Origin of the sequence: Pseudidiomarina andamanensis, from assembly GCF_009734345.1 — a bacterium.
GTDB lineage: Bacteria > Pseudomonadota > Gammaproteobacteria > Enterobacterales > Alteromonadaceae > Pseudidiomarina > Pseudidiomarina andamanensis.
Window position 1 is genome coordinate 2,038,596 of sequence record NZ_CP032551.1, and the last position, 25,127, is coordinate 2,063,722.

Genomic DNA, 25,127 nt, shown 5'->3' on the forward strand with positions numbered 1-25,127 from the left:
TAGGTAGTAGCTTGGCTGTTTTTTATAACGAATTTTTATAACGAATAACTTCTTAGCACTCACTGTCTTGCCGATGCCCTCGTTTATAGCGATGAATCATCCGACGTCGTACACCACATTGTGACATCACCAATACAACCCGTTTCTCGTTCACTGCTATAGTTTTACTAGTAGAGCCAAGGAGGGCAGTGATGGCAGGTAAAGCTGTTTCAATTGCGCGTGTGTTTACGCGCGCAACGCAGGGCATTGAGGCGCCGCAAGTCTCGGTGGAAGTTTGTTTGGCAGGCGGGTTACCGGGGTTTGCTGTAGTTGGTTTGCCGCAAGCAGGGGTGCGAGAAGCGCGTGACCGGGTGCGTTCGGCGATTCTCGCCAGCGGTTATAGCTTTCCCAAAGCGACAAAAATCACAGTGAACTTAGCGCCGGCGGATTTACCCAAGTACGGTGCGCGATATGACCTTGCTATTGCCATCGGCATTTTGGTGGCTGACGGACAAATCAGCGAACGTGCAGTTGCTGGTCGCGAGTTTTATGGTGAACTAACACTCAATGGCGATTTGCGTGAAGTGACGGGTATTCTTCCTGCGGTGTTACGCTGTCGCGACGAGGGGCGTGAAGCGGTTATTCCGCTCGACAATGCGGAGGAGGCTGCTGCGTTAACAGTGCAACAATGCGTTGCGGCGATTAGTTTGCGCGATGTGTTTGAGCATTTAACCAGCCCGTCGCCGTTGCCATACATTAAACCGTCAAACGAAAAACCCCAACTCACGCCGCATGGTGATATCGCCGATGTGATTGGACAAGAGCAAGCCAAACGGGCGTTATTACTCGCGGCAAGTGGTGGTCATCATATTCTATTTGTGGGGCCGCCGGGCACTGGCAAAACCATGTTGGCGCAACGCTTACTTGGGTTGTTACCACCGCTAGATGAACGCGATGGGCTGGATGTGGCCGCCATTCGTTCGGTCAGCGGCACACTACGCAGTGTACATTGGCAGCAACGGATACTTCGTGCGCCGCACCACTCCTGCTCGGCGGCGGCGCTTGTCGGTGGGGGCTCACCACCACAACCTGGTGAGATTTCATTAGCGCACCGCTCCTTATTGTTCCTAGACGAACTGCCGGAGTTCGCTCGACATGTTCTTGACTCATTGCGAGAGCCGCTCGAATCCGGGCATGTCACGATCAGTCGCGCCGGTCATCAGGTAACTTACCCAGCACAATTCCAATTGATTTGTGCGTTAAATCCGTCACCCTGCGGTCACTTTGACGGAACGTTAGCTAGCGCTCGTGCAACACCTGATCAAATCATGCGTTATTTGGGAAAATTATCAGGACCGTTATTAGATCGAATCGACATGCAGGTGGATGTACCGCGACAGCCAGATGTGCTGAAACAACAACATCAGCAGGCTGATCCGGTCACGCCCGTTTGGCGTGACTATGTGCGTGAGGCGAGAGCGACGCAACTTGAGCGTCAAGGTTGCTTAAACACTGAACTGAAGCCAAGCCAGCTCGCAGAGTTCTGTAAGTTAGACGATGATGATCATCAGTTTCTAGTGGCCGCGATTGAGCAATTTAAACTGTCGCACCGTGCCTATCATCGGCTGCTACGATTAGCCCGTACTATTGCTGATTTAGCTGATGCCGAGATGATTTCCCGAACCCATTTGGCCGAGGCGCTCAGCTTCCGAGCCCTCGACCGCCTTTTACAGCAGTTACACGCGAGCTAGGGCTTGCTTGAATAACGTTAGTACTTGCTCGACATCAGAACGTGAAATATTCAAATGGGTCACAAGACGCATGCGTTGTGAACGTGCTGTTAATACGCCGTTTTCGCGTAAGTAATCGCTTACTTTTTGAGCTGCTTCAAGGTTTGCAAAATTAACGTACACCATATTGGTTTGCGCTGGCTCAACCTGCAAGTCGGCATGTTGAGTAGCAAGTTCAGCCAAGCCATCATGCAACAACTGGGCATGTGCGTGGTCGTCGGCAAGTCGCTCAATGTGATGATCTAAGGCATGATCCATCGCTGCTGCAACAATACCCGCTTGGCGCATGCCGCCGCCGAGCATTTTGCGCCACCGGTGCGCGCGTTGAATAAACTTTTTGGTCCCCACTAACACTGAACCAATTGGCGTGCCGAGGCCTTTTGAAAAGCAAATGGACACACTATCAAACGGCGCTGATAGCTCAGCTAGTGACAACCCAGTCGCAACACTGGCGTTAAACACCCGGGCACCATCAAGGTGCAGCTTCAGGCCATGTTTATCACATAACCGCCGTGCTTTGAGCATGTAATCCTGGGGAATGACGCGGCCTGTATGGGTGTTCTCTAACGACAACAAGCGCGTGATTGGAAAGTGTGGGTCATCGGGTTTGATGCGTTTTTCAACCGCACTCAAATTCAGTGTACCGTCCGCTTCAATTTCAAACGGCTGCGGCACAATACCGCCAAGTACCGCCGCGCCGCCAGCCTCATAACGGTAGGTATGGTACTCTTGCCCAACCAAATACTCATCGCCGCGTTGGCAGTGACTAAGTAGCGCGAGTAAGTTGGTTTGTGTGCCGCTGCTGGCAATTAACGCAGCTTCTTTCCCAGCGAGTTTGGCAACCCGTTGTTGCAATGCATTGATGGTTGGGTCATCGCCAAAAACATCGTCTCCCACAGGCGCTGCAGCCATGGCTGCGCGCATTGCGGCGGTTGGTTGCGTAACTGTGTCACTACGTAAATCAATCATCGAAGCGAACCCTTCTCAATAATGAAAACTGAAGTTTACTGAGCATAACCCCAAGCTGGCGGGGGTACATCAACTGGCGTACTTAAATCCACATGAACTTCAAAGATGCGACCTGGGCGCGATAGCTTATAGCTCATGGTTTTGTCATCGACAAAGCTAATGGTCCAAGTATTAGTCACCGAAACATCAAGGCCATTTTCAATAAACAATGCTTGGCTGGCTTCATCCACTGGGAATGCCTGCATTGTGGCGCTGCCCGCGGCTAACGTTTGTCCACCATACGGCGATACATCGTCGGCGCTACCGTCTTCGTGCAAGTGGTAATGTTGAAAATCGATATAGCCTGGATGCTGTGTTAATACCCAAGTGCGCGAGCGGTCATCGCCGACATGCAATGGCATACGAATGGTATTTTCTTCGCAGTCACGAATATGCACCACTAAGGGTTTGTCCCAAGCTGGGCTTGGCTGGTTGTCTTCAACAATGGTTGCAGCAAAAGCCTGACCGCAATAAGGGCGAAAGGTGTTAATAAAGGTTGTCTGTTCTGCCACATAACCAGTGTTCGAAGTTTGTTCTGCTGGCGCACAAGCGGCTAACATCAAAACGCCAGCGGCGATGGCAGCACGCTGCGAAGCCGATAAATAATTGTGTAAGTGGTGCATCCAATTTCCTAGTTATGTCATATTCCAAATAGTGCTGATACTTTGCCACAGCTCGCTTTGCTATAAAACAGGGCATCGTGCGATAATAACCGCCATTGAGCGCAATTTTTAACGAATTCAAAGAAACGGATCAGACAATCATGCATGTTTATCAGAATGTTTTAGAAATGATCGGCAAGACGCCGATGGTTAAGGTCTCATCTATCGATACAGGCCCGTGTGAGCTTTATTTAAAACTAGAGCTCATGAATCCAGGTGGTTCGATTAAAGACCGCATTGCTGTGAGCATGATTGAAGCGGCTGAAAAGTCGGGTGCGCTAAAACCCGGTATGACCATTATTGAAGCGACTGCAGGCAATACCGGTTTAGGGCTTGCGTTGGTTGCTGCCAGCAAGGGCTATCCGTTAAAGATTGTCATGCCAGACAAAATGTCGGCAGAAAAGGTGAATAACCTCAAAGCGATGGGTGCCGAAGTGGTTCGTACCCGTTCAGACGTGCAAAAAGGCCACCCAGAATACTATCAAGATATGGCGGCACGTATGGCCGAAGAGAACGGCTATTTTTACGTGAACCAGTTTGCGAACCCTGCGAACGTTGAAGCGCACTATAAAACGACTGGCCCTGAAATTTGGGAACAAATGCAAGGTAACCTAGATGCGTTTGTGTGTGGCGTTGGCTCTGGCGGCACGCTGACCGGTATTGGTCGTTACCTGCGTGAGCAAAACGGTGCGGTTGACTTAGTCTTGGCTGATCCAGATGGCTCAATTCTTGAACCGATGATTAACCGTGGTGAAACAGTTGAAGCGGGTAGCTGGTTAGTTGAAGGCATTGGTGAAGACTTCGTGCCAGACATCTGCGATATCCAATTGGCGAACAAGGCGTACGCAATTAGCGATAAAGAAGCGTTTCATACCGCTCGTGAAGTACTAGTGAAAGAAGGCGTGATGGTTGGTTCGTCAAGCGGTACCCTAATTGCCGCAGCGCTGCGCTACTGCCGTGAGCAAACAGAACCAAAACGCGTGGTCACTTTGGCTTGCGATACCGGTAATCGCTACCTTTCAAAACTTTATAACGACGAGTGGATGGCCGCTCAAAATTTGCTGGAGAAGTAATATGGCTGATGCAAAGAACATGAAATTCGCAACGCGCGCCATTCATGGCGGACAATCACCTGAGCCGGCAACCGGCGCTGTCATGCCGCCTATTTTTACCAGCTCAACCTATATTCAAGAAAGCCCAGGCGTGCACAAAGGCTTTGAATACTCGCGTTCACACAACCCAACACGATTTGCTTGGGAACGCGCGGTGGCGAGCCTTGAAGGCGGGAAGCAAGGCTTAGCTTTCGCTTCTGGTATGGCGGCAACGTCAACAATTATGGAGCTGCTGGATAGCGGTGATCACGTCATTGCTATGGATGACCTGTACGGCGGTACCTTCCGTCTATTTGATAAAGTACGCGGTCGCTCGGCGGGCCTCGAATTTTCTTACGTTGATTTGGCTGACTTGAGTGCGGTTGAAACAGCGATTACGCCAAAAACTCGCATGATTTGGATTGAAACGCCAAGCAACCCAATGTTGAAGCTGGTTGATATTGCTGCTGTAGCGGCTATTGCAAAACAGCACAACATGATTGTGGTGGTGGATAACACCTTTGCGACGCCTTACAACCAACGTCCACTCGAAATGGGTGCTGATATTGTCATGCACTCGGCAACCAAATACCTGAACGGCCACTCGGATATGGTTGGCGGTATTGCGGTAGTCGGTGACAACGACGAGCTCGTGGAAAAAATGCTGTTTTTGCAAAACTCGGTTGGTGCGGTTGCTGGACCATTTGATAGCTATTTGGCATTGCGCGGCGTGAAAACCTTGGCGCTACGTATGAAGCATCATAACGAGGCGGCATTGAAGCTGGCGCAATGGCTTGAAGCACATCCACAAGTTGAGAAAGTCATTTACCCAGGCTTACCAAGTCACCCGCAACATGAGTTGGCGAAAAAGCAAATGAGCGGCTTTGGCGGTATGATTTCGATTTTGCTGAAAGGTGATTTAGACAAGGCGCGTCGCTTCTTAGAAGCCGTCGAAATTTTCGCGTTGGCGGAAAGCCTTGGCGGTGTTGAGAGCCTAATCGAGCACCCAGCGATTATGACGCATGCGTCAATTCCGAAAGAAAATCGTGAAAAACTAGGGATTTTGGACAACTTTGTTCGAATTTCGGTGGGTATCGAAGATCCTGATGACCTCATCGCGGACTTAGATCGTGCTCTAAGCGCCTGATATTTCAGGCGCATTAACACTCTTTTACAATTTCATGAAGATACGGTAGGCTAATTCCCACAATAAAAACAGAATAAACAAGGAACAAAATATGCCTATTAGCCTGTTTCTTTTACAAGGGTTAGTGGCGGCATTGTTGTTTTATGTGTTGGTCGGGCAGTATCATCGCCAACCGTTGTGGAATATGCTTGCCGTATTACTTTGTGGACTTGTACCGCCGGTCAACTGGTTGGTATTAATGGTTGCTGTTGGTGTGCGTATGTGGCGCAAATCAACGCCGATGGTGCCAATTAAATAGCTGCATTAAATAACTACAATGGAGTTTGCTGTCTCTATGTCTTCGTCGTCTTTACGCCCGTTTCATTTGGCCGTGCCAGTACACGATATTGCAAAGGCTCGCGAGTTTTATGGCGAAATTTTAGGGCTAAGTGAAGGCCGTAGCAGCGAACACTGGGTTGATTGGAACTTCTTTGGTCACCAATTCGTCACACACCTCGCGCCAGATCGCGCAGGTGTTGCACATCGCAACCCAGTGGACGGGCACGATGTGCCGGTGCCACATTTCGGTGTGGTGTTAACAATGGACGATTGGCATGTTTTGGCAGAGAAAGTGAAAGCGGCTGGCATCGCGTTTGTGATTGAGCCGCATATTCGTTTTCAAGGTCTACCGGGCGAACAGGCCACCATGTTTTTCTATGATTTCAGTGGCAATGCGCTGGAATTCAAAGCGTTTAACGACCTCGGTCAGCTGTTCGCGAAGTAATTGATCAGTTCACTATGAAATGATTGCTGGCGGTGCACTATTGCCGCCGCTAATAATCACCCCAATACGCTTCCCTTTGAATAGCTTCGAATACCGTTGAATAGCGGCAATGACCGTTGCCGATGAAGGTTCTATCCACTGATCGGTTAAGTCAAACACCAGCTTTTGTGCAGCCAACGCCTCGCCATCGGTCACCAACAAAATATCATCCACATTCTGGCGAATGATCGGAAAGGTTTGATCACCAACACTCGTTAGCAGACCATCGCAAACACTCAATGGTGGCATGGCAGGTTGCAGCACACCTGTTCGAAACGACGCTTCACCATCAGCAGCAAGCTCAGGTTCCACACCAAATACCTGCGCTATGCCATGCGCTTTGGCCGCGACCGAAGTGCCGCTTAACAAACCACCACCACCAAGCGGCGCAATCACACAATCAAGCTCCGGTTGCTCTTGCAGTAATTCATAGGTTGCAGTGCCTTGTCCCTGCCAAATATGGGCATGATTATAAGGTGGAATGAATATTCTTCCGGTTGCGCGCTGCGCAGCGACAAAGGCTTCACGAGCTGCCATTCCCGGCTCTATAGTCACCAATTCGGCATCATACTTGGCCATGTTCGCGCGTTTCACTGACGATGCGTTCGCCGCAACACCAACCCGGACCTTGATGCCAAGTTGTTGCCCAGCCGCTGCCAAAGCCGCACCGTGGTTCCCCGATGACACCGTATAGACGCCTTGCTTACGCTCAGCTTCCGTCAGTTTCAACAAGGCATGGCAGGCACCACGATATTTAAATGCGCCGGTATGCTGCAAGTGCTCGCATTTCAGCCACACGCTCGCACCAAGCGCGTCATTGAGTTTCAGGCTAACCAGCACGGTGGTGCGCCGAACCATGGGCGCAATTAATTTTGCTGCCGCTTGAATGGAAGAAGAGTCGAGTTGCAAAGTCATAAAGCGTATACTACCTCAACAGAAAAACGTTATTCGTTATTCGTTAGTCGTTATTAGAAAAAAGCGCCTCGAATAACTAATAACGACTAACGATTAACGTCTTTGGGGTTTTTATGGTTTTAAACACGTTTGAGCGCATCCGCGCCCTACCCTTAGCATACCAAACCGTCATGGCCTTATACTTATGCCAACGCATGGTGCCAAATTACGAACTATTCCACCATGTTACTGGCTTTGGTGATCCAAAACCACTGCAAGGCGCACTCAGTGCGTGTTGGGATTGGGCATGGCAAGGGAAAGCTGTGAAAGTTAATTTTTCACGCTGGCAAGAAAAAGTGGATGAGGTAACGCCAAGCGAGCATGGTCACGATATGCTCGGCGTGTACCCAGCCATGGATGCGTGCACGGCCATTAGCACCTTATTACAAGGGCTAATGGACCAGAATAGTGCTGATTTGGTAAGCGTAGCAAAGGTATCGCAGGCGAGTGTTGCGAAATTTTTGGAGCTTACTGAAGGCGCTGAGATGGATGCGCAAGAGCGTCGAAAACTTTTACGTGAACATGAGCTGGTTCAATACGAAATTGAAGTACAGCAAGCCATTCTCAATTACCTAGAAACCTTGGCTGCAACGCAAGCGCAACCAAGCCAAGAGTTGGTTCGCCAGGTTCGCGACATGGTCGCTGACGAAGGCGTTTCAAATATCGGCGTGAGTATGGCCGACGAGTAGCTAAGACTCGTCGTTCGTCTGTTCCGTTTGAGCTTGGGTGCGTGCCGGTTGTGCGCGCACTATGGCTAACCAACCAACCACGCCAAAAAATATAATTTGCCAATAGTCGCCGCGTCGCCATTGAATGTGCTCTTTGTACACCGTGGCGAACATGAGTAACTGCAGTAAGTGCAACGCAATCAGCAAGACCATTAAGAAGAGAAAAAACGCGAAGCCTTTGCCTTCGAATGGTGCCACAATATTTGCCAGCATCACGCCCCAAATCACCGCGAAAATCAGTCGTCCAAGCCAAACCGCAATGCCCATATATGAAATATCCTTGTTAATAAAATTAAATTAATTCACGTGATATAAGCGAAATGCAACCTGACCGGCAAACTTTTCGCGATGCAGTTGCCATGTAGCCGGTACTTGCGGCTGAATTGCTTTCTCAGTTTCCACATACACCCAGCTGCCGCTACTCACCCAATTGTTCTGCGCGATGAGCGTCAAACAATCGTCAGCTAATCCCATGCCAAATGGCGGGTCGACAAAAATTACGTCAAAGCTAGAATCGGGTTGTTGCTGTAAAAAATGCAGGGCATCGCCGCGTTGAACAAGCGCTTGCCCAGTCACAGCCTCGGATAGCTTGGCGGCATGTTGGGCTAGTAAATTCGCGGCTTGCGCGTCTTTTTCAACCAAAATAACTTGCTGCGCGCCACGCGATAAGGCTTCAAAAGCCAGTGCGCCGCTACCGGCAAATAAATCGATGCAGCGGCTATCGGTTAACTCAAACTGCAGCCAATTGAATAGCGTTTCGCGAACTCGGTCGGTGGTTGGGCGTAAACCGGGTACATCAGCGATAGTGAGCTTACGACCGCGCAATAGCCCACCAATAATGCGTAGTTCACCCGCGCCTTTGTGCGAACGTTGCTTGGCGTCATGGCGAGGTGTGCTTTTCTGCTTGTACGAGCTTCGCGGCATGCTAAAGTAAGCCTTCTTTTATTTGACGTGTTAAACTGTGTGCCATTGTAAACCGAGCAGCAGTGAACTTCCAAAGGTAAAGCAGGCATGGCCAAAGGATCTTTTTTCTCGTTATTTCGCAAAAATAAGCAGAGCGATGCTGAGCAGGCATCGACAGAGAAAGACCACGAACAACACGAACAGCAGCAAGAGCCGCAACAAGAACAGCAGCTGAAACATGAATCAGTCGCGTCCGAAGCACTTCCAGAAGAGCCGTCAGTAGCCGAGGTGGCTGCGCCTGATGCCGCTGAAATTTGTGCACAAGTTACCGCCGAATCAAAAGCTGCCGAGCAAGCGAAACAACCTGAAACCCAGTCAAAGCCAAGCTTGTGGAAACGTTTAACCGCCGGGTTACGCAAAACATCGTCAGCCATTGGCGACGGTTTGTGGGGTATTTTTAAAGACAATAAAATTGATGACGAGCTGTTTGAGGAGCTCGAAACTCAGCTCTTAACCGCCGATATTGGCGTGCCAACAACATTGAAAATTGTCGAGCGTTTGACCGAGCAAGCGAATCGGAAACAACTCAAAGATTCCGCCGAGCTGTTTAAATTGTTGCAGCAAGACATGACGGATATTTTGTCCCCCGTGGCACAACCATTAACTATTCCAAACGACCATGAAGGCCCGTTTGTGATTCTCATGGTAGGTGTGAACGGAGTTGGTAAAACCACAACGATTGGTAAGTTAGCCCAGCAATTTAAGCGCGAAGGCAAGTCGGTGATGCTAGCGGCCGGGGATACCTTCCGTGCGGCGGCGGTTGAACAACTACAAGTGTGGGGCCAGCGTAATGACATTCCGGTGGTTGCCCAACATACAGGTGCCGATAGTGCATCAGTGATTTATGATGCGGTTGAAGCAGCCAAAGCGCGTGGTGTTGATGTGCTGATTGCCGACACTGCAGGGCGTTTACAGAATAAAGCGCACCTGATGGACGAGCTGAAGAAAGTGGTGCGCGTGATGCGCAAGCTGGATGAACATGCACCGCACGAAGTGATGTTAACGCTGGACGCAGGCACAGGCCAAAATGCTATAAGCCAAGCTAAGTTATTTACCGAAGCCGTTGGCGTGAGTGGTATTACACTAACTAAACTAGATGGTACGGCGAAAGGCGGTGTAATTTTTGCTATTGCCGACCAATTTAATATTCCAATTCGCTACATTGGTGTGGGCGAGGGAATAGACGATTTGCGACCGTTTGATGCGCAAGAATTTGTTGATGCCTTATTTCAACGCGAACTGAAAGAGACACAACCATCATGATCAAGTTTGAGCAGGTGAGTAAAACCTATCCGGGCGGCTTTCAGGCATTGAACAATGTCAGCTTTCACTTGGAGCAGGGCGAAATGGCTTTTCTAACCGGTCATTCTGGCGCTGGTAAAAGTACCTTACTCAAGCTCATTAGTATGATGGAGCGGCCAACAGCAGGCCGTGTGATGATCAACGGTCACGATCTCAAGCGTATTCATTCGCGCCAAATTCCATATGCGCGCCGCGACATCGGCATGATTTTTCAAGATCACCGCTTGCTGATGGATAAAACCGTTTTTGATAATGTCGCGCTGCCCCTATTAATTGAAGGTTACAGCATGCAAGAAGCGCGCAAGCGCGTGCATGCTGCGCTTGAAAAAGTCGGATTGAGCGACAAAGTACGCCATTACCCAATGATGTTATCGGGCGGTGAACAGCAACGCATCGGTATTGCTCGTGCGGTTGTGAATAAGCCACCGTTGCTGTTAGCAGATGAGCCTACTGGTAACCTTGATCCAAAATTATCGATGGAAATCATTCGATTATTCGAAGATTTCAATCGAGTCGGCGTATCGGTTCTGATTGCCACGCACGATTTAGGACTCATAGCTCGTTTGCGTTATCGCACATTGACCTTGCGCGATGGCCGTATGATTAACGATGGTTTGCAGGAGAGCTAAGCCATGAGTTTACTGTTTCGTTCTCGCCAGCAAGGCGCACAACAAGTCAATATTTCGGGCTTTCGTCGTTTTGTCATGTTTTGGGTGCACAATCTGCAGCAAGCCGTGGCCAGTTTAGGTGAATTAGCGCGTTACCCTATGGCCAGCCTGATGACAATGGCGGTGTTGGGTCTGAGTCTGACGCTACCAGCAACGCTTTATGTGGTGGTTAAAAATACCGAAGCCATTGGTGCTGATTGGCAACATGCTTCGGAAATTACGTTGTTTTTGCGCAAAGATTTAAGCCAACAAGAAGTGTCAACGTTTCATAAGCGTTTGAGCTTATCGAACGATATTGAGAGCGTTCGTTGGATAGACAAAAATGAAGCGTTACAAGAGTTTCGAGAAAGCTCAGGTTTCGGTGAAGCGCTTAATGCGTTAACCAATAACCCGTTGCCGGATGTGTTGTTAGTGCTACCGGTCGCCAACAAGCGCGGCACCGTTCAGGCACAACAACTGGCTCAGCAACTGCGTAATGAACGTGAGGTTGAGCAAGTACGACTTGATTTAGATTGGCTGCAGCGCCTCGAGGCCTTATTGAACTTAGTGCGCGATGGTTTGTTAGCACTAGCAGCGTTACTGTGTATTGCGGTGGTGCTGATTGTAGGTAACACCATTCGCCTGAATATTAATAGCAAGCGCGATGAAATTATGGTGATGAAGCTGGTTGGTGCAACCGACGGTTATATCCAACGTCCATTTTTGTATACCGGTGTTTGGTACGGTTTTGTTGGTGGATTGATCGCGTGGCTTGCAACGGCCGTAATGATTTTATGGATTTCTGGCGCCGTTGCTGACATTAGTGAATTGTATGAAAGCCAGTTTGCCTTAGTTGGGCTAACGTTTAATGAAATGTTGGTGTTATGGCTACTGGCAATCGGCTTAGGATTACTTGGTTCCTATATTGCGGTAAGAAAACACGTTCGTACCATTGAACCGCAATAATCTATCCCCATATGGGTAAAATAGGTGATCAAAATTCATCCCAAAGCAGTCATTGTCAGCAGCGTCAATTTTGCTAGAATGAGGGAACTATTAGACCCTAAAGTGGTCTGAGTAGTGTCTGGATAATGTTGTGCGGACACCAGTGAGAGAGGATGTTGTTGCATGAGCTCTGAAATTACTAGTATGGCATTAGCTGTTCCACAGTCGAGTGGCAGCTTAGAGGCGTACATTTCGACAGTGAACCGCATTCCTATGTTATCGGCAGAGGAAGAGCGCGAGCTGGCGACACGCTTGCAGGAACAGGACGACTTAGAAGCTGCTCGTCAGCTGATCATGTCGCACCTGCGCTTTGTCGTACATGTTGCCCGCAGCTACTCAGGCTATGGTCTGCCTCAAGCGGACTTAATTCAAGAAGGTAACATTGGTCTCATGAAAGCGGTACGTCGTTTCGACCCTGCGGTTGGCGTGCGCTTAGTATCGTTTGCGGTACATTGGATCAAAGCTGAAATTCATGAATATGTGCTGAAAAACTGGCGCATGGTCAAAATTGCAACCACCAAAGCGCAACGTAAATTGTTCTTCAACTTGCGTAAAATGAAGAAGCGTTTAGGTTGGTTCACCAACGAAGAAGTGAATACCGTTGCCGAGACGTTGGGTGTAAGCACCAACGAAGTATTGGAAATGGAAGCGCGCATGAGCGCGTATGATCAAGCATTCGAATTGAGCTCGGACGATGATGATGCGAAAGATAATAGCACCTATTCGCCAGCACAATATCTTGAGGACAAACGCTCAGACTTAGCTGAAGAAGTGGAAAATGAGCAGTGGGAAAACCACACGCAACGCCGCTTATTGTCAGCCATCAATACACTCGATGAGCGCAGCCAAGATATCGTACGTGCACGTTGGTTAGACGAAGAAAATAAAACCACGCTACAAGAACTCGCTGATAAATATCAGGTTTCTGCTGAGCGGGTACGTCAGCTCGAAGCGAATGCCATGAAGAAACTACGCATGGCAATGTCTTAAAGAAAACACACTAACACAAAAACGCCGGCTTCATCGCCGGCGTTTTTATTTGGTTGGTAATTAGTTCTTAGTTCCACCACACCAGCGTTATGGGAACTTCACCACCGGTATATTCAAACTCAACACTGACTAAACCACCATTGACTACCATGGAAATAGGTTTCTGGATGCAGGAATTAAATGCTTCTGAAAAACTAGGTCTGAAATTAAGTAATTACCTATCGATTTCTATAGAGTATCGTATTTGATATTGACTTCAGCTTTAAATGTTACTAATTTGTAAATGCGAAATGGAAAAGGGATGTATTTTGCGCTTCTACCACTACAAAGGAACGTCATCAATGAAGAATTTCTCTTTTACATTTACGTTGCTCCTCTTATTTACCCTATTCTCTACCGATGCAATAGCTGGAGATGAAGCCAACAAACTGAGTTTATGGCACAAACAAGTTTCAGCATCGACAGCTTTAATAAAGTCAGAGAATCAACTGAGTATTTTAGAAACACACCCCATTTGGAATGAGCTCTCCAGTTATGCTCAGAGCGAATTTAGATCTAGCCTTACATTCAATGATAAAGGCTTAACAACATTTAATTTTGGAGTTCTAGAAGAAGAGCTGACAGTATCAAAAATTTATAATTTACTTTCACTCTTTGGCCAACAAGCCTATGCAAGTTTTATGGTGAACGCTCGAGTTGAGACCGATGCTGATGTATTAATTTTGAATAGACCAATGTTAAATCAAAGAGAAGAGCGACCAAATAACTATAATGACACGAATATTTCGATTATGGTTCTTCTGGGAGAGCGTATGCATTATAGATGCTCTGAACGCGCTACATGTAGTCCAAGTGAAAACGATATCTGTACCCACAACTGTTAATTCTGAATCAGTCACTAGGAGGATCGGACCTAGTGACTGAGCTGAAAGGGGGTTGTACCTATGCTCTTATCAGGAATGTGGATCAGCGTTATATTAATTAGCTTACCTCCGCATATAGACACCTCTTGTAGTGCGCCCCAAAATATTTTAGATCAGGCAAGAGAAATAGATAAAGAGCACAGCAAACTGACGACCACGAAAGACGGTGTGCTTGTCGATAATAGAGGCCCAAACTTTTCTCGCTTTGCGAACGATTGTTTGAACGACTTTTTTAAGAGAGATGAAGAAAAATACAACGAAAAACAAAAGCATTTGATTTTTAGTGCAGTTTCTAAAACTTACTTTTACTCTCGAGATAAAAATCTTTTAAAAGAATATAAAACCTACTTAAATACGTCAGGAAATGAGTATCCACCAGGAAAAAAGTACATCCAGGAAAATCTTGTTCAATTTCGGGGAAGGGAGTTAACAGGGCGAAAAATAATTTCAAGCGACGGGTCGTTGACAGATTTTACCGAACAAAATGTAATACTAATTATCTCATCACCTTATTGTGAAAATTCAAAAGATTTAAAACAGTGGATTTCACGAGAATTGCCTAATATTTCAACGAATATAATATGGGCCGTACGAAGACCTATAGGGATGAGTATTGACGAGTTTCAAATGAATAGAGATTATACAAACTATTCTTTGTTATTAAATAGCTCAGATTGGGACGATATTGGGGTATGGGATACTCCAACAGTCTTACATGTTCAGAATGGTAAAGTGATTCGGCAACAAGTTGGGAATCTTCCGGAAACCAAAAAATACTTGAAAGAATACGAAGAGTTTCAGGTCGCAAACTAAGACCCGGATTGTAACTTCCCAAAATACAAAAACGCCAGCTTTTTTATTTGCTTGGTAATTAGTTCTTAGTTCCACCACACCAGCGTGATGGGAACTTCACTACCAGTATATTCAAACTCAACACTGACTAAACCACCACTGTCAGCTATTGCGACAAGGCCATCGCAGTCGACGTTTTCAGCACACAGAAAGTCATACTGGTAAAATGCATATACGCCTGCCGTTTGCTCGTTGGCGGTGAATGGATTACCTTCTAGCGTTACTTCGTTGTACACGTAGCTTGTGCCAATTGCGTCGGGTTGTGAACTAATCACTTCGACGAGCTCGATAGATGTCGCACTGCCATCAGCGACATTACCCGTATCGACATCTTTTTCAATAACGCGTAATTCATACGATGTGCCGAATTGATGCTCGAAACCAACAATACTATCAGCAAACATTTCACGACCACTGTCAGATGTCGCGGTTGCGGCCAAAGCCGGTGTGAATTGAATGCCCAATCCATAATAGACCGGCGCCGACTCAACGGAGACATTAAACTCAGTCCCTTCGTCAGAGTCACTCGAACCGCCACAACCCATCAAAGTTGCCGTCATTAGAATGGAAAAAATAGTTTTAATTTTCATTTGGGTAGACGTCCTTTCTGTTTATAAATTCCTTTGGAATCGCTTTGTGTTCGGTGAGTTGAATCGTTTCCGTATCGGGGCGTTGAGCTAAGGATGAGGCGACAACAAGTTTGACGCCATAGTGGCGTTCAATATCGGGCAGAACTTCTTTTAGAAACTCAAGTGTGGAACGGTGCGGATGCGCAATAGCAATCGCTTCGCCGTGTTTGTGTGCATGACGAATCAGATCTTTCCAGCGCAACGCAATTTCGGCAGGTTCTGGATTGTTGTCTAGAAAAACGTGACGTCGTGCAACTGGAATACCGAACTCGCGGGCGACATTTTCGGCTTGCGTAGCCGCGGTTGTGCGGCTGTCGAGAAAGTAGAAATTACGCAGGGCAAGTTGTTCCATCACCCATTGCATTGGCTCAATCAAAGCCGTTAGACGGCTCCCCATATGATTATTCATGCCAACCGCTTGCGGTATCTGAATAAAGGCTTGCTCCATCAGCAGAATGGTTTCGGCTTTATCATCTTCGGATGACAACATACCAGCACCAGCGTCGGCATTCGCCGATGCCTGCATGGGCATGTGAATAATCACTTCTTTACCGTTTTGTTGCGCGGTTTGCGCGATTTGTTCGGCATAAGGTGTGTGTGGCAACATGGCGAGCGTTAGCGGGCCTGGAAGTTGGGCAAACTGCTGCTGGAATCGGCTATTCCCAAGATCATCAATCACAATCGCGATACGTGGCAACACCTGCTCAGCCGCTGTGGTAGCGGGAGCGAGTAACAAAACTGCTGCGATGATCACAATTTTAACTAACGTCGTCATTTAGCGACACCAATTGACAGGGTTGACCGCGTCACCTTTGACGCGAATTTCAAAATATACCGCAGGATCTTCAACACCACCACTCTGACCAACTAACGCAATTGTTTCGTTGGCTCTCACAACGTCACCTTCGGCTGGCAAAATCGTCTGGTTATGCCCATATAGACTCATATAACCGTCACCGTGGTCAAGCACAATCACTAAACCGTAGCCGCGTAACCAGTTGGCAAAAAGCACGCGACCGTCGGCAATTGCTTTGACGGAGTCGCCTGCATCAGCTTTGATCACCACACCTTTCCAGGTGACGCCACCGCTGCGCTGACGGCCAAACAAACGCTCAACTTTACCATCGGCTGGCCAACTCATTTTGCCTTTGCGCTCGGTCAAACCGGCGAGGCGAGGCTCATCGCGTTGTGCTGCTCGAATTGCGGCAAGTACTTGTTCCAAAGCTTCCTGGTTGTCGCGTAATTCTTGAATACGTTTTTGGTCTGCCGATTGTTCACGTTGCAGTCGCTTAACCAATTGCTGCTGATCGGCTTGTTGCGCTTTTAAAACACCTTGTTGCTGGCGTTGTTGCTGTTCGCGTTGCGCCAGTTGCTGTTGTTGATCGGCAACGTCGGCCTGCACCTGTGTCAGCTGCTCTTGCGTGACGCGAATATCATCTAGCTCTTGCAATCGAGCCCGATTCAAATAGCCGTAATAGCCAAGCAAACGTTCGAATTTGGCTGGTTCTTGCTGTTTTAGAATGAGCTTTAAGTAATCGTGCTCACCCATGCGATAAGCCATGTCGAGCTGCTTTTCGAGCAACTTTCGCTGATCATTGAGCTGTGCGGTGAGCTCTTGTTCTTGTTGCTGAAGATCGTTGATACGACCGCGAATATCGGCGAGACGTTGTTGGGTTGCGTTGAGCTCGCTCGCGACCGTTGCCATTTGTTGTTCTAACTGGCGCAGTTCGCGCTCAGTAATGCTTAAGCGTTCTGCGCGTTGTCCAATGGCGGCTTCGCGTTTTCTCAGCTCTTCGGCAATTTGTGCTAACTGGGCTTCAGTTGCCGCCTGTTCTTGTGCACTTGGCTGTTGCCCCCAGCTCACTGGCGACAACAGCAGAATCATGAGTGCAGCAAGTGCGCGCATCACGACGTCAACGTCACAATTGGCGTGCCAGTCATTTCGGCCGGCTGCTCAAGACCGAGCAAGTGCAACATGGTTGGTGCAACATCAGACAAAGTACCGCCTTCGCGTGCCGTAGCGTCACGCCCGACGTAAATAAATGGTACAAGTTCGCTCGTATGAGCCGTGTGAGACTGACCGGTAGTGTGATCTTGCATTTGTTCGGCGTTACCATGGTCTGCAGTAATCAGACATTCGCCGCCAACCTCTTGCAAAGCTTCAATAACACGAGCAATGGAGCGATCAACGGCCTCAACGGCTTTCACTGCGGCGTCAAAATTACCGGTGTGGCCAACCATATCGCCATTCGGGTAGTTACAAATAATCACGTCAAACTCGCGCTGACGAATCGCTTCAACAAGAGCGTCGGTTAATTGCTCTGAACTCATTTCTGGCTGTAAATCGTAGGTCGCGACATTTGGCGATGGAATCAAAACGCGTTTCTCACCATCAAATTCTTCTTCACGACCGCCACTGAAGAAGAACGTCACGTGGGCATACTTCTCGGTTTCAGAAATGCGGAGTTGACTATAGTCATTCTTGGCGAGCCATTCACCAAGCACGTTGGTGAGACTTTCTGGCGGATACGCAATCGGGCCTTTTAAGTCAGCCGCATATTCGGTGAGCATGACAAAGGCTGATAATTGCGGCACGTGACCACGTTCGAAACCGTTAAACTTTTTATCTAAAAATGCATGGCTCAGTTCACGCGCTCTGTCGGCACGGAAGTTCATAAAGAACACGCTATCGCCATCTTGTATTGGTGCAGCGTCACCAATCAATGTTGGTTTCACGAATTCGTCGCTTTCGTCACGTTCGTAAGCGTTTGCTAATGCGATACTGGCGCTATCAGCTTGGTATGGCGTTTGTGCCCGCACCAAAGCTTTCCAGGCTTGCTCAACACGGTCCCAACGCTTATCGCGGTCCATGGCAAAGTAACGACCACAAAGCGTGGCAAAGCGGCCAACGCCGAGTTGCATGAACTGTTTTTCGAAACGCTCAATCGTTGCTGCGGCCGAACGCGGTGGCGTATCGCGGCCGTCAAGAAAGCCATGGACATAGATATGCTTCGCACCACGTTGAGCAGCAAGTTCAACCATCGCTAATAAATGATCTTCATGGCTGTGCACACCACCTGGCGACAACAAGCCCATGATGTGAACGGCTTTGCCTGCCGATACAGCCGCATCAACGCCTTCAGTTAACGCCGAATTTGTGAAGAAATCGCCATCAGCAATCGCTCTACTAATACGCGTAAAATCTTGATAAACCACTCGGCCAGCACCTAAATTGACGTGACCTACCTCTGAGTTGCCCATTTGACCGTCAGGTAATCCAACCGCCATGCCTGAACCATCAATTAACGTATGTGGTCGAGTGGCCCAAAGTTTATCCATGGTTGGCGTATTGGCTGCGGCAATGGCGTTATCTTCAGCGGCTTCACGATGACCCCAACCATCTAAAATCAATAGGGCTAACGGTGTATGTGGCTTGGCCATGACTTCCTCAGTGGTTTTTTAGTAAATTCAAAAAATTGAACTTATTTTATGCGATTTTGTAGCGTAACGCATCCTTTCTAACCTGCGTTTCGTGGCAAATTTTACTGGCAACGTGCGTTGCAGTCGGTATACTCTGTGCCTTGTTTTTTTCAATTGGAGTAGGCAACCCCATGGATCAACTTCTCGCTTTCGCGATGGACCACTACTTTATGAGCCTGTTGTGGGTCATCCTTCTGATCGCGATAATTGTCAGTTATGTGAAAGGCGCAACCTCAAAAGTTAAATTGTTAGAGCCACAACAAGCCACTTTGTTGGTCAATCGAAACGACGGTGTGTTTGTTGATATTCGTTCAGTGGACGAGTACCGTAAAGGCCACATTCAAGACGCACTTCATGTGACTGCCGACAAGATTCGAAAAAATGAGGTGCAGGCTCTTGAGAAATTCAAATCTGCCCCCATCGTGGTTGTATGTGCAACAGGAATGACTGCGCGTTCAGCAGCAGCTTCGCTTAGCAAAGCTGGATTTGAGAATGTTGCCGTACTTCAAGGTGGAATCTCAGCCTGGCAGGGCGCCAGTTTCCCACTGGTTAAAAAATAATAAGTGTAACTTTCAGTAATAGGACGTATTAAAATGGCTGACGAACAGCAAGTAAACGGCGCCGATCAAAGTGAAGCGCAACAGCAACAAGCTTTCCAAATTCAACGCATTTACACCAAAGACGTTTCATTTGAAGCGCCAAATGCACCAGAAGTTTTCCGTCAAGAATGGAAACCTGAATTGAGCTTAGATTTGAACGTGAAAAACACCAAAATTGATGACGGTGTTTATGAAGTTGTTCTTAAAGTAACTGCTACCAACAAAATTGGTGAAACGGTTGCATTCATTGGTGAAGTTCACCAAGCAGGTATCTTCTCAGTTTCTGATGCCCTTGAAGAAGGTCAACGTGCGCATTTGTTAGGCGCTTTCTGCCCGAACATTTTGTTCCCATATGCACGTGAGTGCTTATCAAGCTTGGTTAGCCGTGCAACGTTCCCACAATTGAACTTAGCACCAGTTAACTTTGATGCGGTATTCGCACAACACGTTCAACAACAGCAACAGCAGCAACAAGCTGCCCAAGCTGACGCGTAATATCAGCGCAATCTATGCGTAATTCGCAAGTAACAGTGCTAGGCGCCGGTTCTTATGGAACTGCCCTAGCACTTTGTTTTGCTCGCAAGGGCACACAAACCTGTTTATGGGGCCGTGACGTCGAACAAATCGAAGCCATGGCGAAAACCCGCGAGAACACGCGTTACCTTCCTGGTATTCAACTTCCTGACACGCTCCATGTAACCGCTGATTTAGCGGAGGCTGTCGCCGACTGCAAAAATATTGTGGTGGTGGTGCCGAGCAGTGCGTTTGCACAAGTGTTGAAAGACATGCAGCCAAACTTGCTACCAGATGCTCGTGTCGCATGGGCAACCAAAGGCTTAGAACCAGAAACTGGCCGCTTACTGTTTGAGGTGGCGCAAGAAATTCTTGGCGATTCACACGCTCTGGCAGTGTTGTCTGGGCCCACTTTCGCGATGGAAATGGCCAAAGGGTTACCTACGGCAATTTCGATGTCATCTACCGACCCGCAGTTTGTTGAAGAACTCTCTGAACTACTGCATTGCGACCGCAGCTTCCGTGTATACACCAATGACGACTTTATTGGCGTACAGCTTGGCGGCGCAGTTAAAAACGTGATTGCGATTGGTGCAGGTATGGCTGATGGTATCGGTTTTGGCGCAAACGCGCGTACGGCACTAATTACGCGTGGTTTGGCAGAGCTGACGCGACTTGGCTTAAAACTTGGTGCGAAGCCAGAAACCTTTACCGGCATGGCTGGGCTAGGGGATTTGATTCTCACTTGTACCGATAATCAATCGCGCAATCGTCGCTTTGGTCTTGCCTTAGGGCAGGGCAAGTCGGTTGAGCAAGCGATGAAGGAAATTGGCCAAGCTGTAGAAGGATATCGCAATACGCGTGAAGTGGTTGCGTTGGCAAAGCGGCATGGTGTGGAAATGCCAATTTGTGAGCAGCTTTACGATGTCTTGTATGGTGATACCACGCCTCAGCAAGCTGCAATTAACTTGCTGAGCCGGGCACGAACTTCTGAATAGTTGTTCCGTTAGCTGAGTAACTGTTGTGCAATGGTTTGCCATTGCTCATCAAAGTGCTCAGTTGGCGAACGCTTGAACTCTGAGCGAACGAATTGGGTGATTTTGCCATCGGCATAAGCCATGACTAAGTTCGCTAACATGCCTTCATCTAAACCGCCTCTGACTTGCTCACGTAAACGGCGTTCACGCAATACTTGCTTCAGATTGGCTTCTACTTTTTCAAAAATACCAAGTACGCGACCGCGTAAACGTTCGTGTTCGCCAAGCAATGCGTCTCCGGTAAGGATGCGCGTAATGCCTGGGTTACGCGCAACGAAGGTGAGCACTAAACGAACAATCATTTCACAACGGGTGGCAGTGTCTTTTTCGTTCTCAAGAATCTGATTAATGCGCGACAAAATGGCGTCTTCGGTGAAATCAATCAACCCTTCAAACATCTTCGCTTTTGATGGAAAGTGACGATACAGTGCGGCTTCGGATACACCCACTTCGCTGGCTAAACGAGCGGTGGTAATGCGCTGTCCAGGGCTGGTTTCTAACATGGTTGCTAGGGCAGCTAGTATTTCTTGTTTACGGTCTTGTTTCGCGGCCACGCAAAACTCCTTCTGTTTGTCGTTGATCGTTATTAGTTATTGGTTATTCGATAGAAGCTTTGCTGCTTGCTGCAGGATCTGTTGGGCGATGGTTAATTTGCTGGCGCGTGCTAGAGCTTGCTGTTGCACGGTGTTGTTTGTATCCCGCCAGAACAGGAGCATCGCATTATCTTCACTATTGAAGCCAATGCTGGTATCGCTGACGTCGTTGGCAGCAATCATGTTGAGTTTTTTGCGCGCTAACTTATCTTGGGCATAGTGTGCAACATCGTTTGTCTCTGCGGCAAAACCGATGGTGAATGGGGCCTTCGCGAGAGCCGCAACATCCGCAAGAATATCCGGGTTACGTACCAGCGTTATTTGCATACCATCATTGGATTTTTTGATTTTGCTATCGGCTACTTGTTCGGGGCGATAATCGGCAACGGCGGCACAGCCAATAAATACATCTGCATTTTCGACCGCCTGCATCGCAGCGGTATGCATTTGCTCGGCACTCACCACATCAATCCGCTTCACGCCAGTCGGTGTTGCTATGTTCACGGGGCCAGCAATCAAGGTAACTTGCGCACCCATAGCTTGTGCCGCTGCAGCGAGCGCAAACCCCATTTTCCCAGAGCTGTGATTACTTAAATAGCGCACAGGATCAATGGCTTCGCGTGTAGGACCAGCGGTAATCACAATATGTTTGCCGGTTAGCTCTTGGTTGTGCGGTAGTAATAAACTGCAAATAACATCACGTAACTCGAGTGGCTCGGGCATACGACCAGCACCAACATCGCCACATGCCTGCGCACCACTTGCGGGGGTAATCACGTTAACACCACGTTGGCGTAGTAAGTCGCAATTGGCTTGCACTGCCGCATGAGCCCACATTTGTTGATTCATGGCCGGTGCGACGGCAACAGGCGCAGCAGTCGCTAAACATAACGTGGTGAGTAAATCGCTAGCGTGCCCATGAGCAAGTTGCGCTAATGTATTCGCTGACGCTGGGGCAATGAATACCAGCTCGGCCCATTTCGCCAATTCAATGTGGCCCATGGCGGCTTCAGCCGCAGGATCAAGCAAATCGTGATGCACTGGGTTGCCAGATACCGCTTGTAGCGTCAGCGGTGTAATAAACGCCTGACCACCTTGGGTCAACACACAACGCACATCGGCGCCATAATCTTTTAAACGACGCACTAATTCTGGTGTTTTATACGCAGCAATACCACCGCTAATGCCAAGCAGAATGCGGCGACCAAGTAACGGCTGATTGGGGCTTGTACTCATAGTAAGTCCTTACCTTTAAACTCTTTTTACACTACCACGAATACAAAAATTGCGCGATATACAAATTTTCGCCAACTTAACATTCAGTGATTGCCCTACAGCGAGAAGAATAGAGTCGTAATTCGCAAATGAGTGGGTGTGGCTGTGCTAATTTATCGGTTCAAATAATCGGTTCATTTCATAGATCAAGGAGCGATCATGGCAAGTGTGAAGGATTGGCCAGTAGCGGAGCGGCCGCGTGAAAAGATGGCTGAATTAGGTGTCGCGACATTAACTGACGCCGAATTGTTAGCCATTTTATTGGGCACTGGTATTCGTGGCAAAGACGTTGTGGCGTATTCCCGCGACCTGCTTAGCGAATTCGATGGGCTGGGTGGTATGTTAGCGGCGAGCGCCGAAACCTTGATGGAGCAACCTGGGTTGGGGCCTGCCCGCGTCATGCAACTCCAAGTGGTGATGGAGATATCGCGACGCTATTTGGCTTGGCAGTTACGTCGTGACGATGGTTTTACCCAACCCGCCATGGTGAGAGATTATTTAACCGCGCAACTACGACACCAGCAACGTGAAATTTTTGTGGTGTTGTTACTCGATAGCCAACACCGCTTATTAAAATACGTGGAATTATTTCAAGGCACCATCAATGCGGCGCCGGTCTATCCGCGGGAAATTATTAAATTAGTCATGCAACATAACGCAGCTGCCGTTATTCTCGCCCATAATCATCCATCAGGGGTTGCTGAACCAAGTCAGGCTGATCAACGGGTGACCGAGCGACTCAAGCGGGCCTTGAGTATGATCGACGTTGCTTTGCTGGATCACTTCGTTATCGGCGCTGGAACACCAGTTTCATTTGCCGAACGCGGACTCTTGTAGTAAAGTAGCGCCGCCGTTTACAGGATCAGAAAGATCAAAAAATATCAGCGATCACTTGATTGCCGGGCCGATTTGCTGTATAAAATGCGCCCTCGGATTCAAGGCAAGGCCGCGATGGGCGACAGGCGAGCTTGAAGCAATTTTGGAGTAAATAAACGATGTCACAAGTATGTCAAGTTACAGGAAAGCGTCCGGTTACCGGTAATAACCGTTCTCACGCGCGCAATGCGACCAAGCGTCGTTTCCTGCCGAACCTGCAATCTCACCGCTTCTGGGTAGAATCAGAAAAGCGTTGGGTTAAATTGCGTATCTCTACTAAGGGAATGCGTATTGTTGATAAAAATGGTATCGACGCGGTGCTCGCAGATTTGCGCGCTCGTGGCGAGAAAGTGTAAGGAGCTAAACCATGCGTGATAAGATCCGTCTAGTTTCTTCTGCCGGTACTGGTTTCTTCTACACTACCGATAAGAACAAGCGCAACATGCCAGAAAAAATGGAAATCAAAAAATACGATCCAGTGGTTCGTAAGCACGTGATTTTCAAAGAAGCTAAAATTAAGTAAGCTTCTTCTGAGCACAAAAAACCCAGCCTAGCTGGGTTTTTTTGTGCCTGAAATTCTTGTCGATTAACGTGTGGGGTCAATCACGCCGTTGATACTCGTATTATGCCGATACCAACCGGTGATGCTGAAACGATCGCGATTGCCTGCCAATACTTCATGCACAAACACGTCACTAAGAAATACAACAAGTTTACCTGCTTCAGGTAAAATGGTTTCCAACACTTCGCCGCGTTCACCATACATAACCAGCTGACCGCCGTCGGCTTCCTGCCAATCTGGGTTTAAATAAAATACCGTGGTGAGAATACGATTACTGCGGCCTTTGAACGCATCAAGATGTTTACGATAAAACGCGCCAGGCGGGTAGTGCGCCAAATGACATTCGTAATCGAACAAGCCCATGAACAATTCACGATTCACTTGCAAGCGTAACTCATCCATCATGGCTAAGTAGGCACGTTCAAGCTCGAAATCGCGCTGTAACCAACGAATTTTATCTTGGCGCACCGCCGTGTTAGTGGTGTATTGATCCGCTCGACCAATACCAGCTTGCTGCCAATCGGACGCTTGCAACGATTGCGCATAATCAAACAAACGTTGACAATAAGGCGCTTCTAGATAGTTCGGCACAACCACGTAACCGTGTTCCGCGAGCTGATCAAAATCGATGGCGGAGGTACGAAATGCGTTAGCGTCAAGTGGTACAGGAGCCGATAGTGTCAATGCGGTTAAACTCCAAGAAGCGTTGTTGCGTATTGA

30 protein-coding genes are annotated in these 25,127 nt (G+C 48.3%); 18 read left to right on the forward strand and 12 right to left on the reverse strand.

The genetic code is table 11. The annotated features are described in order from the left end of the window. Positions 1-191 precede the first annotated feature (191 nt). Positions 192-1,730, forward strand: coding sequence for a YifB family Mg chelatase-like AAA ATPase (locus D3795_RS09695; RefSeq protein WP_156268294.1), 1,539 nt, complete (start codon positions 192-194; stop codon positions 1,728-1,730). Here the strand turns inward: D3795_RS09695 and ltaE are convergent. Continuing rightward, positions 1,716-2,738 (reverse strand): low-specificity L-threonine aldolase, encoded by a 1,023-nt coding sequence (ltaE, locus tag D3795_RS09700; protein WP_156268296.1) that lies wholly within the window; start codon positions 2,736-2,738, stop codon positions 1,716-1,718. The two genes, D3795_RS09695 and ltaE, sit on opposite strands and share 15 nt — an antisense overlap. A gap of 35 nt (positions 2,739-2,773) precedes the next feature. Continuing rightward, a complete protein-coding gene (locus D3795_RS09705; protein ID WP_156268298.1) occupies positions 2,774-3,400 on the reverse strand; it encodes a hypothetical protein in 627 nt (208 codons plus the stop codon). Between the two features lie 140 nt (positions 3,401-3,540). Between D3795_RS09705 and D3795_RS09710 the strand changes: the two genes are divergently transcribed. The 4 genes from D3795_RS09710 to D3795_RS09725 all read left to right on the forward strand — a co-directional run bounded on the left by D3795_RS09710 (position 3,541) and on the right by D3795_RS09725 (position 6,440). Beyond that, complete coding sequence (locus tag D3795_RS09710; RefSeq protein WP_156268300.1) at positions 3,541-4,512, forward strand: PLP-dependent cysteine synthase family protein; 972 nt, start codon at positions 3,541-3,543, stop codon at positions 4,510-4,512. 1 nt (position 4,513) lies between these two features. Further along, positions 4,514-5,677, forward strand: coding sequence for a cystathionine gamma-synthase (locus D3795_RS09715; protein WP_156268302.1), 1,164 nt, complete (start codon positions 4,514-4,516; stop codon positions 5,675-5,677). Positions 5,678-5,768: 91 nt separating this feature from the next. Next, positions 5,769-5,975, forward strand: a complete 207-nt coding sequence (locus D3795_RS09720) for a hypothetical protein (RefSeq protein WP_156268304.1) — start codon at positions 5,769-5,771, stop codon at positions 5,973-5,975. Between the two features lie 36 nt (positions 5,976-6,011). After that, positions 6,012-6,440 carry a VOC family protein gene (locus tag D3795_RS09725; RefSeq protein ID WP_156268306.1) on the forward strand — a complete coding sequence of 143 codons (429 nt, stop codon included), beginning with the start codon at positions 6,012-6,014 and terminating at the stop codon, positions 6,438-6,440. 12 nt (positions 6,441-6,452) lie between these two features. Here D3795_RS09725 and D3795_RS09730 read toward each other — a convergent pair whose 3' ends face one another. Further along, complete coding sequence (locus tag D3795_RS09730; protein WP_156268308.1) at positions 6,453-7,394, reverse strand: pyridoxal-phosphate dependent enzyme; 942 nt, start codon at positions 7,392-7,394, stop codon at positions 6,453-6,455. 113 nt (positions 7,395-7,507) lie between these two features. Between D3795_RS09730 and D3795_RS09735 the strand changes: the two genes are divergently transcribed. Beyond that, positions 7,508-8,122, forward strand: coding sequence for a YjaG family protein (locus D3795_RS09735; RefSeq protein ID WP_156268310.1), 615 nt, complete (start codon positions 7,508-7,510; stop codon positions 8,120-8,122). On the opposite strand, the gene D3795_RS09740 is transcribed toward D3795_RS09735, so the two are convergent. Both D3795_RS09740 and rsmD read right to left on the reverse strand, forming a co-directional pair. Then, positions 8,123-8,428 carry a DUF1145 domain-containing protein gene (locus D3795_RS09740; RefSeq protein WP_156268312.1) on the reverse strand — a complete coding sequence of 102 codons (306 nt, stop codon included), beginning with the start codon at positions 8,426-8,428 and terminating at the stop codon, positions 8,123-8,125. A 30-nt stretch (positions 8,429-8,458) separates the two neighbouring features. After that, positions 8,459-9,085 carry a 16S rRNA (guanine(966)-N(2))-methyltransferase RsmD gene (gene rsmD, locus D3795_RS09745; RefSeq protein ID WP_156268314.1) on the reverse strand — a complete coding sequence of 209 codons (627 nt, stop codon included), beginning with the start codon at positions 9,083-9,085 and terminating at the stop codon, positions 8,459-8,461. An 87-nt stretch (positions 9,086-9,172) separates the two neighbouring features. On the opposite strand from rsmD, the gene ftsY reads away from it, so the two are divergent. The 6 genes from ftsY to D3795_RS09775 all read left to right on the forward strand — a co-directional run bounded on the left by ftsY (position 9,173) and on the right by D3795_RS09775 (position 14,804). Beyond that, a complete protein-coding gene (ftsY, locus tag D3795_RS09750) occupies positions 9,173-10,387 on the forward strand; it encodes a signal recognition particle-docking protein FtsY (protein WP_156268316.1) in 1,215 nt (404 codons plus the stop codon). Beyond that, positions 10,384-11,055, forward strand: coding sequence for a cell division ATP-binding protein FtsE (gene ftsE, locus D3795_RS09755; RefSeq protein ID WP_156268318.1), 672 nt, complete (start codon positions 10,384-10,386; stop codon positions 11,053-11,055). Before ftsY ends, ftsE begins: the two co-directional genes overlap by 4 nt. Before the next feature lie 3 nt (positions 11,056-11,058). Continuing rightward, positions 11,059-12,039 carry a permease-like cell division protein FtsX gene (gene ftsX / locus D3795_RS09760; protein WP_156268319.1) on the forward strand — a complete coding sequence of 327 codons (981 nt, stop codon included), beginning with the start codon at positions 11,059-11,061 and terminating at the stop codon, positions 12,037-12,039. A 162-nt stretch (positions 12,040-12,201) separates the two neighbouring features. Next, entirely contained in the window at positions 12,202-13,068 is an 867-nt protein-coding gene (gene rpoH, locus D3795_RS09765; protein ID WP_156268321.1) for an RNA polymerase sigma factor RpoH, read from the forward strand. A 341-nt stretch (positions 13,069-13,409) separates the two neighbouring features. After that, positions 13,410-13,952: a hypothetical protein gene (locus tag D3795_RS09770; protein ID WP_156268323.1), complete on the forward strand. Its 543-nt coding sequence runs from the start codon at positions 13,410-13,412 to the stop codon at positions 13,950-13,952. Between the two features lie 60 nt (positions 13,953-14,012). Then, positions 14,013-14,804, forward strand: a complete 792-nt coding sequence (locus D3795_RS09775; protein WP_156268325.1) for a hypothetical protein — start codon at positions 14,013-14,015, stop codon at positions 14,802-14,804. A 65-nt stretch (positions 14,805-14,869) separates the two neighbouring features. Here D3795_RS09775 and D3795_RS09780 read toward each other — a convergent pair whose 3' ends face one another. Genes D3795_RS09780 through gpmI form a run of 4 tightly spaced genes read right to left on the reverse strand, consistent with a single transcriptional unit; the run spans position 14,870 to position 18,913 of the window. Continuing rightward, positions 14,870-15,433, reverse strand: a complete 564-nt coding sequence (locus tag D3795_RS09780) for a DUF4377 domain-containing protein (RefSeq protein ID WP_156268327.1) — start codon at positions 15,431-15,433, stop codon at positions 14,870-14,872. After that, positions 15,423-16,247, reverse strand: coding sequence for a divergent polysaccharide deacetylase family protein (locus tag D3795_RS09785; RefSeq protein WP_156268329.1), 825 nt, complete (start codon positions 16,245-16,247; stop codon positions 15,423-15,425). Before D3795_RS09785 ends, D3795_RS09780 begins: the two co-directional genes overlap by 11 nt. Continuing rightward, complete coding sequence (locus tag D3795_RS09790; protein ID WP_310942426.1) at positions 16,248-17,378, reverse strand: murein hydrolase activator EnvC family protein; 1,131 nt, start codon at positions 17,376-17,378, stop codon at positions 16,248-16,250. It abuts the gene before it with no gap. After that, on the reverse strand, positions 17,378-18,913 hold the full coding sequence (gene gpmI / locus D3795_RS09795) for a 2,3-bisphosphoglycerate-independent phosphoglycerate mutase (RefSeq protein WP_156268333.1): 1,536 nt from the start codon (positions 18,911-18,913) through the stop codon (positions 17,378-17,380). Before gpmI ends, D3795_RS09790 begins: the two co-directional genes overlap by 1 nt. Positions 18,914-19,083: 170 nt before the next feature. On the opposite strand from gpmI, the gene D3795_RS09800 reads away from it, so the two are divergent. From D3795_RS09800 to gpsA, 3 genes are read left to right on the forward strand one after another with little or no spacing between them, the layout of a single operon-like run. Beyond that, positions 19,084-19,512 (forward strand): rhodanese-like domain-containing protein, encoded by a 429-nt coding sequence (locus tag D3795_RS09800; RefSeq protein ID WP_156268335.1) that lies wholly within the window; start codon positions 19,084-19,086, stop codon positions 19,510-19,512. A 33-nt stretch (positions 19,513-19,545) separates the two neighbouring features. Next, positions 19,546-20,046: a protein-export chaperone SecB gene (gene secB, locus D3795_RS09805; RefSeq protein ID WP_156268337.1), complete on the forward strand. Its 501-nt coding sequence runs from the start codon at positions 19,546-19,548 to the stop codon at positions 20,044-20,046. 14 nt (positions 20,047-20,060) lie between these two features. After that, positions 20,061-21,062: an NAD(P)H-dependent glycerol-3-phosphate dehydrogenase gene (gene gpsA, locus D3795_RS09810; RefSeq protein WP_156268339.1), complete on the forward strand. Its 1,002-nt coding sequence runs from the start codon at positions 20,061-20,063 to the stop codon at positions 21,060-21,062. 8 nt (positions 21,063-21,070) lie between these two features. On the opposite strand, the gene slmA is transcribed toward gpsA, so the two are convergent. After that, positions 21,071-21,655 carry a nucleoid occlusion factor SlmA gene (gene slmA / locus D3795_RS09815; RefSeq protein WP_156268341.1) on the reverse strand — a complete coding sequence of 195 codons (585 nt, stop codon included), beginning with the start codon at positions 21,653-21,655 and terminating at the stop codon, positions 21,071-21,073. A 36-nt stretch (positions 21,656-21,691) separates the two neighbouring features. Further along, positions 21,692-22,930 (reverse strand): bifunctional phosphopantothenoylcysteine decarboxylase/phosphopantothenate--cysteine ligase CoaBC, encoded by a 1,239-nt coding sequence (gene coaBC, locus D3795_RS09820; RefSeq protein ID WP_156268343.1) that lies wholly within the window; start codon positions 22,928-22,930, stop codon positions 21,692-21,694. A 198-nt stretch (positions 22,931-23,128) separates the two neighbouring features. Between coaBC and radC the strand changes: the two genes are divergently transcribed. The 3 genes from radC to rpmG all read left to right on the forward strand — a co-directional run bounded on the left by radC (position 23,129) and on the right by rpmG (position 24,368). Then, positions 23,129-23,806, forward strand: a complete 678-nt coding sequence (gene radC / locus D3795_RS09825; protein WP_126759671.1) for a RadC family protein — start codon at positions 23,129-23,131, stop codon at positions 23,804-23,806. A gap of 158 nt (positions 23,807-23,964) precedes the next feature. Further along, a complete protein-coding gene (gene rpmB, locus D3795_RS09830) occupies positions 23,965-24,201 on the forward strand; it encodes a 50S ribosomal protein L28 (protein WP_092857738.1) in 237 nt (78 codons plus the stop codon). Between the two features lie 11 nt (positions 24,202-24,212). Next, positions 24,213-24,368, forward strand: coding sequence for a 50S ribosomal protein L33 (gene rpmG, locus D3795_RS09835; protein ID WP_055439759.1), 156 nt, complete (start codon positions 24,213-24,215; stop codon positions 24,366-24,368). Positions 24,369-24,431: 63 nt separating this feature from the next. On the opposite strand, the gene D3795_RS09840 is transcribed toward rpmG, so the two are convergent. Then, positions 24,432-25,091: a 2OG-Fe(II) oxygenase gene (locus D3795_RS09840; protein ID WP_310942424.1), complete on the reverse strand. Its 660-nt coding sequence runs from the start codon at positions 25,089-25,091 to the stop codon at positions 24,432-24,434. Between the last annotated feature and the right edge of the window lie 36 nt (positions 25,092-25,127).